10 protein-coding genes are annotated in these 13019 nt (G+C 65.2%); 7 read left to right on the top strand and 3 right to left on the bottom strand.

Going from position 1 to position 13019, the window contains the following annotated elements:
* Window positions 1–52 precede the first annotated feature (52 nt).
* Window positions 53–1573, top strand: a complete 1521-nt coding sequence (locus ACVWY6_RS08730) for a DUF2079 domain-containing protein (protein WP_457537441.1) — start codon at window positions 53–55, stop codon at window positions 1571–1573.
* 14 nt (window positions 1574–1587) lie between these two features.
* On the opposite strand, the gene ACVWY6_RS08735 is transcribed toward ACVWY6_RS08730, so the two are convergent.
* Window positions 1588–3642, bottom strand: a complete 2055-nt coding sequence (locus tag ACVWY6_RS08735) for a prolyl oligopeptidase family serine peptidase (RefSeq protein ID WP_457537442.1) — start codon at window positions 3640–3642, stop codon at window positions 1588–1590.
* Between the two features lie 72 nt (window positions 3643–3714).
* The gene (locus ACVWY6_RS08740; RefSeq protein ID WP_457537443.1) at window positions 3715–4917 is read right to left on the bottom strand and encodes an NADH:flavin oxidoreductase; all 1203 of its coding nucleotides are present in this window, start codon (window positions 4915–4917) and stop codon (window positions 3715–3717) included.
* Window positions 4918–5097: 180 nt separating this feature from the next.
* Here ACVWY6_RS08740 and ACVWY6_RS08745 point away from each other — a divergent pair, with 180 nt between their 5' ends.
* From ACVWY6_RS08745 to ACVWY6_RS08760, 4 genes are all read left to right on the top strand, one after another.
* Window positions 5098–5271, top strand: coding sequence for a hypothetical protein (locus ACVWY6_RS08745; protein ID WP_317713486.1), 174 nt, complete (start codon window positions 5098–5100; stop codon window positions 5269–5271).
* A 98-nt stretch (window positions 5272–5369) separates the two neighbouring features.
* Entirely contained in the window at window positions 5370–6755 is a 1386-nt protein-coding gene (gene lpdA / locus ACVWY6_RS08750) for a dihydrolipoyl dehydrogenase (protein ID WP_457537445.1), read from the top strand.
* Window positions 6756–6762: 7 nt separating this feature from the next.
* On the top strand, window positions 6763–7671 hold the full coding sequence (locus ACVWY6_RS08755; protein WP_457537447.1) for a DNA-3-methyladenine glycosylase family protein: 909 nt from the start codon (window positions 6763–6765) through the stop codon (window positions 7669–7671).
* A gap of 233 nt (window positions 7672–7904) precedes the next feature.
* Entirely contained in the window at window positions 7905–10013 is a 2109-nt protein-coding gene (locus tag ACVWY6_RS08760) for a RecQ family ATP-dependent DNA helicase (RefSeq protein WP_457537448.1), read from the top strand.
* A gap of 25 nt (window positions 10014–10038) precedes the next feature.
* Here the strand turns inward: ACVWY6_RS08760 and ACVWY6_RS08765 are convergent, their stop codons facing one another.
* Window positions 10039–11481, bottom strand: coding sequence for an amidase (locus ACVWY6_RS08765; protein WP_457537450.1), 1443 nt, complete (start codon window positions 11479–11481; stop codon window positions 10039–10041).
* Between the two features lie 71 nt (window positions 11482–11552).
* On the opposite strand from ACVWY6_RS08765, the gene ACVWY6_RS08770 reads away from it, so the two are divergent.
* Window positions 11553–12314, top strand: coding sequence for a FadR/GntR family transcriptional regulator (locus ACVWY6_RS08770; protein ID WP_457537452.1), 762 nt, complete (start codon window positions 11553–11555; stop codon window positions 12312–12314).
* On the top strand, window positions 12304–13005 hold the full coding sequence (locus tag ACVWY6_RS08775; protein ID WP_457537454.1) for a sterol desaturase family protein: 702 nt from the start codon (window positions 12304–12306) through the stop codon (window positions 13003–13005). Before ACVWY6_RS08770 ends, ACVWY6_RS08775 begins: the two co-directional genes overlap by 11 nt.
* The last annotated feature ends 14 nt before the right edge of the window (window positions 13006–13019 follow it).

Consider the following 13019-nt stretch of genomic DNA (forward strand, 5'->3'; position numbering starts at 1 on the left):
CGCAAACACAGAATCTCGGGTTACGGTTGCTGAATGTCTTGGCAGGCGACCCATGGATGAGGTGACCGAGGTCCGCGCAACCGGCACTGCGACAGACGTGTCGTCGCGGCAGCCGGACGGACCGGCTCCCGATTCGTCGACCTCCACCGTGGCGAGTGGTTCGGCGCGGACGCGAGTCGCCGACATACTGATCGCGGTCCGCACCCCGCCGTGGATCTTGGCGCTCGCCACGTTCGCCGTGTTGGCGACGATCTACTGCCTGTATTCGATCCAGCGCCACGACCGTTTCGGCTCCACCGGGTGGGACCTGGGAATCTTCACGCAGGCAGTGAAGGCCTACGGGCACTTCCGCGCCCCCGTCGTGCCGCTCGAAGGCACCGACGTCAACCTCCTCGGTGATCATTTCCAGCCCTGGATCGCTGTGATCGGACCGCTGTATCGGCTGTTCCCGACGCCGGTCACCTTGCTGGTCGTGCAGGGGCTGCTGTTCGCGCTCGCGGCGATACCGATCGTGCGGCTGGCCGCCACACGACTCGGCATGGTGGTCGGGGTCTTCATCGCGATCGCCTACGGGCTGGCATGGGGGATCGCCCAGGCACTGGCGTTCGACTTCCACGAGATCGCGCTCGCGGTGCCCCTGCTGGCGTTCAGCCTCGTCGCCGTGGTGGAGGAGCGCTGGCGGGCTGCCCTGCTGTACGCCCTGCCACTCGTCTTCTGCAAAGAGGATCTCGGCGTCACGGTTGTGGTGATCGCGGCCGTCGTCGCGCTGCGATTCGGCCGCGTGTCCTATCGATGGGCCATCGGCACCGCGATCTGGGGCGCCGCCTGGACGCTGATCGCGGCCAAGGTGATCATCCCGGCGATGGGGAGCGGCGACTACACCTACGAATCGAAGTTCGCCGACTCGCCCGCCGAGGGTGTGCGCGGATTCATCATCGGGGTGTCGCAGGGTGACGCGCGTGCCTCCACCGCATTTCTTCTGCTGGTGATCACGCTGTTCTTGGCCGTTCGCTCACCGATCATCCTGGTGGCAGTGCCGACCCTGACCTGGCGTTTCCTGAGCGTGAACCATCTGTACTGGGGCTTCGGTTTCCACTACAACGCGACGTTGATGCCCATCATGATCGTCGCGATGCTCGACGCCTTGATCAGATTGCGGGGGCGGTCGATGTCGCAACGCACTGTTGTCGGCTTCGCTGCAGCGGCTGCGGCGATCGCGGTGGTGTTGGCCTGGGCCGGGCCCTTGGACCGGCTGACCGAACGCGACTTCTATTCACGCGGCGACCAGGCGCAGGCCGTCGACGAGTTCGGCGCGATGATCCCCGACGGCCAATCCGTGGCCACCACCAACAACCTGGCTCCGCATCTCGTCGCCGATCACGAGGTGACCCTGTTCCCGAAGCAGAAGCGTGATCGTTCCACCGCGCAGTGGATCATGGTGGACACCAACATCTCCGGCCTTTTCCCGGCCAACAAGGCCGACACCAACAAGGCGCTCGAGAAGATCGAGGACAGCGGGCAGTACGTGCGCGTGGCGGCCGACGACGGTGTGGTGTTGCTCAGACTCCGCTGACCGACCGGCCTGCCTCATCCGCCCAATTTCTCCCACAGGAACTCGTAGGCGAGGGCTGACTTGAACGCGGCCTGCTTGTTGTCGGCGGCGCCGCCGTGCCCGCCTTCGATGTTCTCGTAGTAGCTCACCGAATGGCCGAGTTCCTCCATGCGTGCGACGAACTTACGAGCGTGGCCTGGATGCACTCGGTCGTCACGGGTGGAGGTGGTCATCAGAAGCGCCGGGTATGTCGCATCGGCCCGTAACAACTGGTAGGGCGAGTACTTGGAGATGAACTCCCACTGCTCGGGGTCGTCGGGGTCGCCGTACTCGGCCACCCACGACGCCCCTGCCAGCAGCAGGTGGTAGCGCCGCATGTCCAGCAGTGGAACCTGGCAGACCAAGGCGCCGAACAGTTCTGGGTAACTGGTGAGCATCACTCCCATCAGCAGCCCGCCGTTGGAACCGCCTTGTGCCGCGAGCTTGTTCGCGGTGGTGAGTCCCCGGTCGACGAGATCCCTTGCCACAGAAGCGAAATCCTCGTACACCAGATGCCTGCCGGCGAGCTGGGCCTGAGTGTGCCAGGTGGGACCGTATTCGCCGCCGCCGCGAATGTTCGCGATCACGTAGACGCCGCCGCGGGCGATCCAGTTCCGACCCGATATCGCGCCGTACGCGGGTGTCATCGAGTTCTCGAAACCGCCGTATCCGTACAGCAGGGTGGGGCCTTGCGACACATCGTCCCGTTTGATCACGAAATAGGGGACCCGCGTGCCGTCGTCCGACGTCGCGAAGTGTTGCGATGCGGACACCGTGGACGCGTCGAACAACTCGGGCGATTGCTTGATGGGGGCCACTCCATCGGTGCTCGACCCGTGCAGCAGGCTCGGTGGCGTGGTGAAACTGCTTGCCGACAAGAACAATTCGTCGCTGTGGTCGGGGTCGGTGTCGAGTACGGAGATGGTGGCCAGTTCGGGCAGCCCGGACAGCTGGGACACCGACCAGTCGGTCACGCTCAGCAAACGGAGTTCGGTCTGCACATCGCGCAGGGTCACCAGGACCAGATGCGCGGAGGAGAAGGAGAAGTTCTGCAGGCTGGTGTGGTCGTCGGGTGCAAAGAGCACTGTCCCTGTGCGGTCGCCCGCAAGGTACGACGGGTAGTCGAACACGACCAAGGTGCCGGTCGGATGGGTCAGATCGTCGTGGAGTTCCCACGGCGATCGGGTGAACACCAGCAACCAGTCGCGGTGAACGCTGGTGTGCGCGTCGGTGGGGACGTCGATGAGGGTGGGCTCGCCGCCGGTGAGCTCGTAGAACTCCTGATTGAAGAAGTCGGTGGACCTGATCAGGAAATGTCGTTCAAAACCGATCGTGTCGTCGTACATCGCTTGTACCGCAACATCACTCGTCGCGCCCGTGTACACCGTCTCGGCTTCCTCGAGTGAGGTGCCGCGTGACCAGCGCTTCACCACCCGCGGATATCCCGAGTTGGTCAGGGACGACTCGCCGTCGGGCTGATCGCCGAAGTCCGTGCCGACATAGACGGTGTCCTCGTCGATCCAGCTGATGTCGGATTTGTTCTCCGGGAGCTCGAAACCGCCGTGATCGGCGGTGATCCAGGTGCGCGTACGCAGATCGAACTCGCGGACGACCGACGCGTCGGCGCCCCCTCTGGACAGCAGGATCAGCGCCCGGTGATGGTCCGGACGTAGGACGAGTGTGCCCTTCCACACCCAGTTCTCGCCCTCGTCGGCGGCAACCGTGTCGAGGTCGATGAGCACGTCCCACTCGGGTGAGTCGGTGCGGTATTCCTCGAGGGTCGTCCGGCGCCACAGCCCCCTCGGATTCGTCGCATCACGCCAGAAGTTGTAGAGGTGCTCGCCGCGGCGTCGTACGTAGGCGATGCGGTCGTCGGTGTCGAGCACCTCCAGCGCGGCGGCCTCCAGGTCGGCGAACCGACTGCTGGTGGTGAGGGCCTCGATCGTGGGCTGATTGTGCTCGCGCACCCACGTCAGAGCGTTCTCGCCGGTTACGTCTTCAAGCCAGAGATAGGGATCGGTGTCGCTCACCGGACCCAGTCTGCCGCACATGCCGTCCGTGCCCCGCAACTGATCTGTCGATTCAGCCCCATCTCGATCGTCATCGCTGTGCACACATGAGGATCAGGCCGGTGCCACGACGCCACCGTGCGCAACCCGTTCACCGGTGCGGATGGGACACCGGGTATGGGAGTAGATGGTCGGCATACACAGATTGCAGTGGATGCACTGCGACACCGTCGACGGATCGGCTTCGATGCGCAGTGGCAGATCGGGTTCGCGCAGCAGCGCGCGGCCCATCGCCACGAACTCGAAGCCTTCCGCCATGGCCGTGTCCATCGAGGCGCGGTCGGTGATGCCGCCGAGCAGGATCAGCGGCATGGAGACGGCCTCACGCAACTGCCGGGAGAGCGGCAGGAGGTAGCCGGGGTGGTAGTCGTACTCCTTGAGGAAGAAGGGGCCGACCGCCTTGAGCCCCCACCGCATCACGCCCTTGAACGAGGCAGCGAACTCCTTGCGGGGCGCATCGCCGTGGAACAGATACATCGGATTGAGAAGTGAACTGCCCGCGGTCGGCTCGAGGGCGTCGAGGTGCCCGTCGGATTCGAGGAGTCTGCCGACCTGGCAGGCCTCATCGACCTGCAGACTTCCAGGGAAGCCGTCGTACATGCTGAGTTTCGCCCATACCGCGGCCTCATCGCCGACCTCATCGCGTACCGCCTCGGCGATCTCGCGGCAGAATCTGGCGCGGTTCACCAGGGATCCGCCGTATTCGTCGTGGCGGCGGTTGAGAAGTGGGCTGAGAAAACTGCTGGCCAGGTAGTTGTGGCCGAAGTGGATCTCGAGGCCGTCGAATCCGCTGTCCACAGCGATACGGGCCGCGCGGCGGAACTTCACGAGCATCGACGCGATGTCGTCGGAGGTGACCTTGCGGCACAGGGTCATGCCCATCGGCGCGGGAATCCGCGACGGCGCCAGTGCCTTGGCCTGATTGGAGATGGGGTTGGCCACTGGTCCCGCGTGACCCAATTGAGCTGCGGCGAGGGCACCTTCGGCGTGGATCGCGTCGGTCAGTTTCTGTAGCCCGGGTATCGCCTCTGGTCGCATCCAGATCTGGTGGCGGTCGGTGCGTCCCTCGGGCGACACGGCGCAGTAGGCAACTGTTGTCATCGCGACCCCGCCGGCTGCCACTTCCCGATGGAACTCGATCAACTCGGGCGTGACCAGTGCCTCAGGCGTGGCGCCTTCGAAGGTGGCGCACTTGATCAAACGATTCTTCAATCGCAGGGGACCTAGCGAGGCTGGTTCGAACGGTGTGGGCTGCACCCTTGGGACGGTAGCGCGGTTTGGGATCGCAAACAAGAACACGTTCTAGTTGGTTTTGCCTGCTGATTCAATCCGTGTGCCGCTGGGCACCGAATCCTTGGTGAGACGATTTCATGGTGTCGGCGAACGGCCGTGGACACAGGGCGATGTGCCGCACGCGCACCCAGCAGGAGCATGCAGATGAGTTCACAGCGAGATCGAGGGCAGCACGGGCAGGACGGTCGGGACGACGAGCAACGCCGGTCGGTGACCGATCTCCCGTTCGACCCCGGTGTCGACGACGCGGTCGCGGACACCGACGACGCCGACATGCCCAAGCGTCCTGACCGTTGGCTGTGGATCCCGACGTGCTGAACGCCCGCTGTGGCCGCGCTTGTTCGCTCTGAACGAAGACGGCTCCGACTAGGGGTATCCGTCAGCGCCCGCAGGTGCGGCGACGTAGGGTGGACGTCGTGGCTGAACACTTTGACACAGTTGTCCTCGGCGGAGGTCCGGGAGGTTACGTCGCCGCGATCCGGCTGGCGCAACTCGGACAGAAAACCGCAGTAATCGAAGAGAAGTATTGGGGCGGGGTGTGCCTCAACGTCGGATGCATCCCATCCAAGGCGTTGCTGCGTAACGCAGAACTCGCGCACGTCTTCAATCATCAGGCCAAGACCTTCGGGATCTCCGGCGACGTCACCTTCGATTTCGGTGCTGCGTTCGACCGCAGCCGCCAGGTCGCGGACAAGATGGTCAAGGGCGTTCACTTCTTGATGAAGAAGAACAAGATCACCGAGATCGACGGTTTCGGGGAGTTCACCGACGCGAAGACGATCAAGGTCGGCGACCGTGAGATCACGTTCGAGAATGTGATCATCTCGGTGGGTGCCACCGTGAAACTTCTTCCCGGCGTCGAGCTGTCGGAGAACGTGGTCACCTACGAAGACCAGATCCTCACGCGTGAGCTGCCCGACTCGATCGTCATCGTCGGCGCCGGCGCCATCGGTATGGAGTTCGGCTACGTGATGGCGAACTACGGGGTCGATGTCACCATCGTCGAGTTCCTCGATCGGGTTCTGCCGAACGAGGACAAGGACTCGTCGAAGGAACTCGCCAAGGCGTACAAGAAGCTCGGAGTCAAGATCCTCACCTCCACCCGGGTGCAGTCGATCGATGACCAGGGCTCGCAGGTGGTCGTCAAGTACACCGACTCCAAGGACAAAGACGGGGAGCTCACCGTCGACAAGGTGCTGATGTCGGTGGGCTTCGCGCCGCGCGTCGACGGCTACGGCCTGGACAAGACCGGTGTCGAGGTGACCGACCGCGGAGCGATCGCGATCGACGATTACATGCGCACCAACGTCGACGGCATCTTCGCCATCGGTGACGTGACCGGGAAGCTGATGCTGGCGCACGTCGCCGAAGCACAGGGTGTGGTGGCCGCCGAGACCATCGGCGGCGCCGAGACGATGATCATCGACGACTATCGGATGATGCCGCGCGCCACCTTCTGCCAGCCGCAGGTGGCCTCGTTCGGACTGACCGAGGAGCAGGCGAAAGAAGAAGGTTACGACGTCAAAGTGTCCACCTTCCCGTTCACCGCGAACGGCAAGGCGCAGGGGCTCGGCGAGCCGACCGGCTTCGTCAAACTCATCACCGACAACACCCACGGTGAGCTGATCGGCGGGCACCTCGTGGGCGACAACGTCTCAGAGATGCTGCCCGAGCTCACGCTGGCCCAGAAGTGGGATCTGACGGCAACCGAGCTGGCGCGCAACGTGCACACTCACCCGACGATGTCCGAGGCGATGCAGGAAACCTTCCACGGTGCCATCGGGCACATGATCAACCTCTAGACATCTCATGTCGATCGTAGGGCCCGGCGAGATCTCGCCGGGCCCCACGCATTTGTCCCGCGAGTGGATTCCGCAGGGGCCGTTGAACATTCGTGCGACGTTGAGTCTGCATCGTCGTGGTAGCGGTGATCCGTCGTTCAAGTACGCACCGAACGGGTCGATCTGGCGGGCGATTCACACTCCCGACGGGCCCGGCACACTGGCCGTGTCGCGGCGGGGCGAGTCGGTGATCGGCAGGGCGTGGGGGCCCGGCGCAGGGTGGTTGCTCGACCAGATGCCCCGCATGCTGGGCAGCGAGGACAACGCCGACGAGTTCGTCGCGCATCACGATGTGATCGCCGGGCTGGCACATCAGGGTCAGGGGCTGCGCATCGGCCGCACCGACCGGGTGTGGGAGGCGCTTGCGGCAGCCGTCCTGGAGCAGAAGGTGACCGGCCGGGAAGCCTGGCGGGCCTGGCGGTACATCGTGCGCAAGTACGGCGAACCCGCGCCCGGCTCGCCGAGCATGAAGGTACCGCCGCCTAAGCAGGTGTGGCGCGAGATCCCGCAGTGGGAGTGGCACGCCAGCGGTGCCGAACCGGCCCGGCGCAAGACCATCGTCCGGGCCGCGGGTTACGACGTCGAACGCAAGGCCGACAAACTCCACCTGCTCCGAGGGGTCGGGCCGTGGACGGCCGCCGAAACGAGAGTTCGCGCGGTCGGTGACGCAGACGCGGTACCGGTCGGGGACTATCACATCCCCTCCCAGGTGGGCCATACGCTGATCGGTGAGGCGATCGACGACGACCGCATGCTGGAACTACTCGAACCCTATGCGGGACATCGCTATCGGGTGATCCGGCTCATCGAGTTGTACATGCCGATGCCCGCCCGCCGCGGTCCGCGGATGTACACACGCGATTACCGCAATATGTGATCCGGCGCTCGGGGTGCTGGTGTTTGCTCGGTCTGTAGTGCGAGCTTTGGCGAGTTGGGTGAGCGGGGCGGGTGGGGTGTGCGGGGTTCTGGTGTTTGCTCGGTCTGCTGCGTGAGCGACAACGAGTTGCGTGAGCGGCCGCGGAACTCTGGTGCGGCACGGCACCACCGCAGTTCCGCGGCGAGCGTTCCGCCGATGGAGACGTTGTCGTAGAAGCAGGGCACGATGGGGCAATGACCACGGGAACCGGAACCACAGCCACGCGCGCGCAGGCCCAGGAGATCCTCGAGCAACTGGCAGGCCCGGCCGCCACGTTGCGCGACGACCAGTGGACGGCGATCGAGGCGTTGGTCGTGCAGCGGCGACGCGCGCTGGTGGTGCAACGCACGGGCTGGGGAAAGTCTGCCGTCTACTTCATCGCGGCCAAACTCCTGCGTGCCGAGGGCCGCGGCGCCACGGTCATCGTCTCGCCGCTGCTGGCCCTGATGCGCAACCAGGTTGCCTCGGCAGAGCGGGCCGGTGTCAAGGCCGCGACCATCAACTCGGGCAATGTCACCGAATGGGACGACATCCACCAGCGGGTGGCCGAAGGTGACCTCGACGTACTCCTCGTCAGTCCGGAGCGCTTGAACAACCCGGACTTCCGCGACAACGTGCTCCCGTCTCTCGCCGCCGACGCAGGGCTCGTGGTGGTGGACGAGGCGCATTGTGTGTCGGACTGGGGCCACGACTTCCGGCCTGACTACCGGCGGATCCGCACACTGGTTGCCGAACTGGGTACGGACGTGCCGGTGCTCGCCACCACCGCGACCGCCAACGACCGAGTGGTCGACGACGTGGCCGCCCAGCTCGGGGTGGGTGGCGGCGACACGCTGGTGCTGCGTGGTGGCCTCGACCGCGAGTCGCTGCACCTGTCGGTGGTGAAGGTCGCGACCTCGGCCGAACGGGTGGCTTGGCTTGCCGCACACATCGGTTCGATCGAAGGATCGGGCATCATCTACACACTCACCGTCTCGGCGGCCCGCGATGTGGCAACGCTGCTCACCGACATGGGCCATCAGGTTGCGGCCTACACGGGATCCACCGACGCGGCCGAGCGCGAACAGCTCGAGGCCGACCTCCTCGCCAATCGGGTGAAGGCCTTGGTGGCCACCTCGGCCCTCGGCATGGGATTCGACAAGCCGGACCTCGGCTTTGTCGTCCACCTCGGCGCGCCGTCCTCGCCGATCGCCTACTACCAGCAGGTCGGCCGCGCGGGCCGCTCCACGGCGAGCGCCGAGGTGATCCTGCTGCCGGGCAGCGAAGACCAGGAGATCTGGCGCTACTTCGCGTCGGTGGCCTTTCCCCCGGAAGCATTGGTGCGCAGGGTGATCGATGCGCTCGACACCGAGCGACCACAATCGACACCTGCGTTGGAGCCGCTGGTCGACCTCGGGCGGTCGCGGCTGGAGATGGTGCTCAAGGTACTCGACGTCGACGGGGCGGTTCGGCGGGTCAAGGGCGGATGGCTGGGTACCGGCCAGCCCTGGACGTACGACGAGGCGCGATACGAGAAGCTCGAGCAGGCACGTCGCCGAGAACAGCAGGCGATGCTCGATTACCAGGACACCGATGGGTGCCGGATGGCGTTCCTGCGGCAACAATTGGACGACCCCGAATTGGAGTCGGGCAGCAGGTGCGGACGGTGCGACAACTGCGCCGGACAACGCTATTCGGCCGACGTCGACCGGGCAGCATTGGATGCGGCCCGCGAACAGTTGCAACGGCCGGGCGTCGAACTGGCCCCACGCAAGCAGTGGCCGTCGGGAATGAAGAAGCTCGGTGTGGAGCTGTCCGGCAAGATCAAAGACGGTCCCGAGATGGGCCGGGTCATCGGCCGTCTCACCGACCTGGGCTGGGGCGCACGCCTGCGCCGGCTCCTCGACGAGCCGGACGCCCCGGCCCCGGACGAGGTGATCAAGGCAGCGGTCGCAGTTCTGGCAGCCTGGCCGTGGCAGAACCGGCCCACGGCCATCATGGGGCTCGACTCCGACACTCACCCGATCCTGATCGGTTCGGTCACCGACCGCTTGTCGGAACTGGGCCGGCTGACCAATCTCGGCACGCTGCGGTACGCGCCCGACCGTCGGCCGGTGACTGCCGCCAACTCCGCATATCGCGTTGCCGCACTTGCCGAGTCGTGGGTCGATCCAGACCCGGCAGTGCTCTCCGAAGTGGTGGGGCCGGTGCTGCTGGTCGACGACATCGCCGACACCGGATGGACCTTGACGATGGCCGCACGCCAGGTACGCCGGGCCGGTGCGAGCGAGGTGCTGCCGTTCGCTCTGGCAAGTGTGAGCTAGTCGCCCTCCGGGTTGCTGAGGTGGCTCAGCCGGTTGCCTGCACCTGGTCCTGGATACGGGCAAAGGGACGCGCTGCCTCGAGCTCGAACGCCAACTCCAGCAGGGTTCGTTCGTCACCATGTGCCGCCGAGAAGTGCACGCCGATGGGCAAACCGCCGGTGGTGCGACCCAGCGGTAGTGACATGGCCGGTCCACCGGCGGCGTTGTTCAACGGGGTGAAACTCACGTAGTTGACCAAACGCGGGAACATCACGTCGAATCCAGCTGCGGGGGAGAGGTATCCGAGCTCCGGGGTGGTGTGCCCGAGAACCGGCGACAGCACGATGTCGAGGTCGGTGAATGCCTCGCGGTACTGGCGCTCGCTCTTCTTGAGGCCACGGATCGACAACGGCGTCAGCCATGGCCGGCGAACGAATTGCCGCGCCAGGCCTTTGGTCAGCGAGTCCGTCTTCGACTTGTCGAACGGAGAGCCCGTCACCCGACCGCCGAAATGCTGGGTGGAAAAGGCCATCAGAGCCCAGTAGTGGATGAAGTCGCGGACAAAGGTCTGATCGGTGGGAATCGTGATGTCGCGGACGTCGTGGCCCAGAGACGCCAAAAGCGCTGCCGTGTCGTCGACGGCCGATTTGGTCTCTGCGTCGGTGGGTTCGCCTGCGATGGAATCGGTGATCAATCCGATCCGCAGACGTCGCTCGGAGGGGCCTTCCACCTTGCCCACGCGGGGCAACCTGGCGGCGGGCCGGAACTGTTCGATTGCTGCGACGAACGCAGCGGTGTCGCGCACGGTACGGGTCACCGCGTTGTTCGACACGATGTCGACCGGCATCTGCTTGCCCTGCAACGACTGCACCTCGCGGCCGCGCGTCAACTTGAGGCCGACCAATCCGCATGCGGCAGCCGGGATACGGATCGACCCGCCGCCGTCGTTGGCGTGAGCGATCGGCACCACCCCCGCAGCGACCAGCGCGGCCGACCCGCCGGATGAGGCACCGGCGGAATACGCGGTGTTCCACGGATTACGGGTGGGCGGCAGGTGCTCGAACTCGGTGGTTGCGTTGAAGCCGAACTCGGGCAGGGTGGTCTTGCCCAGCATCGTCATGCCCGTTGACAGGTATTGCTCGGCGTACGGCTCCGTGGTCGACTTGACCTTCGGGCGAACGGCTTCGGAGCCGTGGCCCGTCGGCAGGCCGGCGATATCGGTGTTGTCCTTGATGAAGGTGGGGACTCCAGCGAAAACCCCGGCGAACGCTCCGCCGGCCGGCCGTTCGGAGGCCGTGCGGGCGCGGTCGTAATCCGTCACCACGATTGCGTTGAGTTCCGGATTCACCGTCTCCGCGCGGGCGATGGCGGCGTCGGCTGCTTCGCGCGCGCTGATCTCACCTGCGGCGATCGCTGCGGCCAGTGACTTGGCGTCGTGTTCGCCGAGCGCGTCGTCGGTGAACGCGTGGACGTGGGTTCGGTCGGTCATGGACTCACGCTAGCCCACCAATATTGGTATGACCACTTGACCAATAACCAGGTCGCTTCTATCGTCGGGCCATGCCGTTCGAACCGATCAAACATCGCAGCGTGCCCGAAGACGTGTACGAACAGATCGTCGACGGAGTGCTCAGCGGGGATCTGCCCGCAGGCCAGAACCTGCCCAGCGAGCGGGAGTTGGCCAGAGTGCTTGGAGTGTCGAGACCCGCGATTCGCGAGGCCATGAAGCGTGTGGCCGCAGCCGGTCTGGTCACCATCCGGCAGGGTGGGGGCACCACGGTCCAGGACGTCAGAAGGTTCGGCGGGCTCGATCTGCTTCCGCGACTGCTCTTTCGAGGGGGCGAACTCGATGTGTCCGTGGCCCGCTCGGTGGTGGAGGCCAGGGCGCACATCGGACCCAAAGTGGCCGAACTGGCTGCGCAGCGTGCAAACGATACCCAGATAGCCGCGGCGCGGTCGGCGGCGCAGAAGCTCGCCGACACCGCAGAGCCAGTGGCCCAACAGTTTGCGGCGCTCGATTTCTGGGACGCGGTGGTCGACGGTGCCGACTCGATCACCTTCCGGCTCTTGTACAACACCATGCGGGCCGCTTACGAACCGGCGTTGTCAGCGTTCGCGGTGGCGCTGGCTGACGAAGTCGGCAACGCCGACGGTTACCGCGCGATCGTCGAGGCGATCGCGGATCGCGATCCTGCGGCGGCCACCCAGGCGGCGGCCACCCTGCTCGAACCCGCCACATCGATCTTGATGTCGGCGTTCGGAGACATGGAGACCTTGCTGCGCGAGGGGACAGTCGATACGGAGGACACCGATGACATCTGACCGTCGAGCCCATGACCGGGTTCGTAAAGACGAGCAGGGGCGATCGAGCACTCGCCGTGGACTGACCCTCGGGGCCGCGTTCGGCGAGTTCGTGCGACATCCCACACCGTGGATGATCACGGTGCTGTTGGTCGGTTCCGGTACAGTCCGCGTGCTGGTGGCCGATTGGCAGTGGACCGATGCAGTGATACCGGCGGTGATGGTCGCGTCGTTCCCGTTGGCGGAGTGGATCATTCATATCGGTGTTCTCCACTGGCGCCCGAGATCGGTCGGTTCGCTGAAGGTCGATTCACTGCTCTCGCGCAAACACCGCGAACACCACCGAGATCCGCGGAACATACCGCTGATCTTCATCCCGTGGCAGGTGCTCTGCGTCGTGATCCCGGTCGCAGTCCTGATCGGCGTCTTCGGGTTCGGACCGCTCGGGCTGGGACTGACATTCCTGACCACGCTGGGTGCGCTGGGGCTGGTCTACGAGTGGACGCACTATCTGATCCATACCGACTACAAGCCGAAAAGCCGTCTGTACAAGGCGACGTGGCGCAACCACCGGTTTCATCACTACAAGAACGAGCACTATTGGTTCACCGTGACCACCTCCGGTACGGCCGATCGGCTGCTGGGGACGGACCCTGATCCCGCGTCGGTCGAGAAGTCACCGACGGCGAAGAACCTTCACGCCCTGAGTTGACCCCGTTGTCCCGG

This window comes from Williamsia sp. R60 (genome assembly GCF_054063855.1).

Bases quoted from the DNA above. Each gene is read 5' to 3' on its own strand.
- ACVWY6_RS08775 (WP_457537454.1), top strand. From the start codon at position 12,304: ATGACATCTGACCGTCGAGCCCATGACCGGGTTCGTAAAGACGAGCAG.
- ACVWY6_RS08730 (WP_457537441.1), top strand. From the start codon at position 53: ATGGATGAGGTGACCGAGGTCCGCGCAACCGGCACTGCGACAGACGTG.
- ACVWY6_RS08765 (WP_457537450.1), bottom strand. From the start codon at position 11,481: ATGACCGACCGAACCCACGTCCACGCGTTCACCGACGACGCGCTCGGC.
- ACVWY6_RS08770 (WP_457537452.1), top strand. From the start codon at position 11,553: ATGCCGTTCGAACCGATCAAACATCGCAGCGTGCCCGAAGACGTGTAC.
- ACVWY6_RS08755 (WP_457537447.1), top strand. From the start codon at position 6,763: ATGTCGATCGTAGGGCCCGGCGAGATCTCGCCGGGCCCCACGCATTTG.
- ACVWY6_RS08760 (WP_457537448.1), top strand. From the start codon at position 7,905: ATGACCACGGGAACCGGAACCACAGCCACGCGCGCGCAGGCCCAGGAG.
- ACVWY6_RS08735 (WP_457537442.1), bottom strand. From the start codon at position 3,642: ATGTGCGGCAGACTGGGTCCGGTGAGCGACACCGATCCCTATCTCTGG.
- ACVWY6_RS08745 (WP_317713486.1), top strand. From the start codon at position 5,098: ATGAGTTCACAGCGAGATCGAGGGCAGCACGGGCAGGACGGTCGGGAC.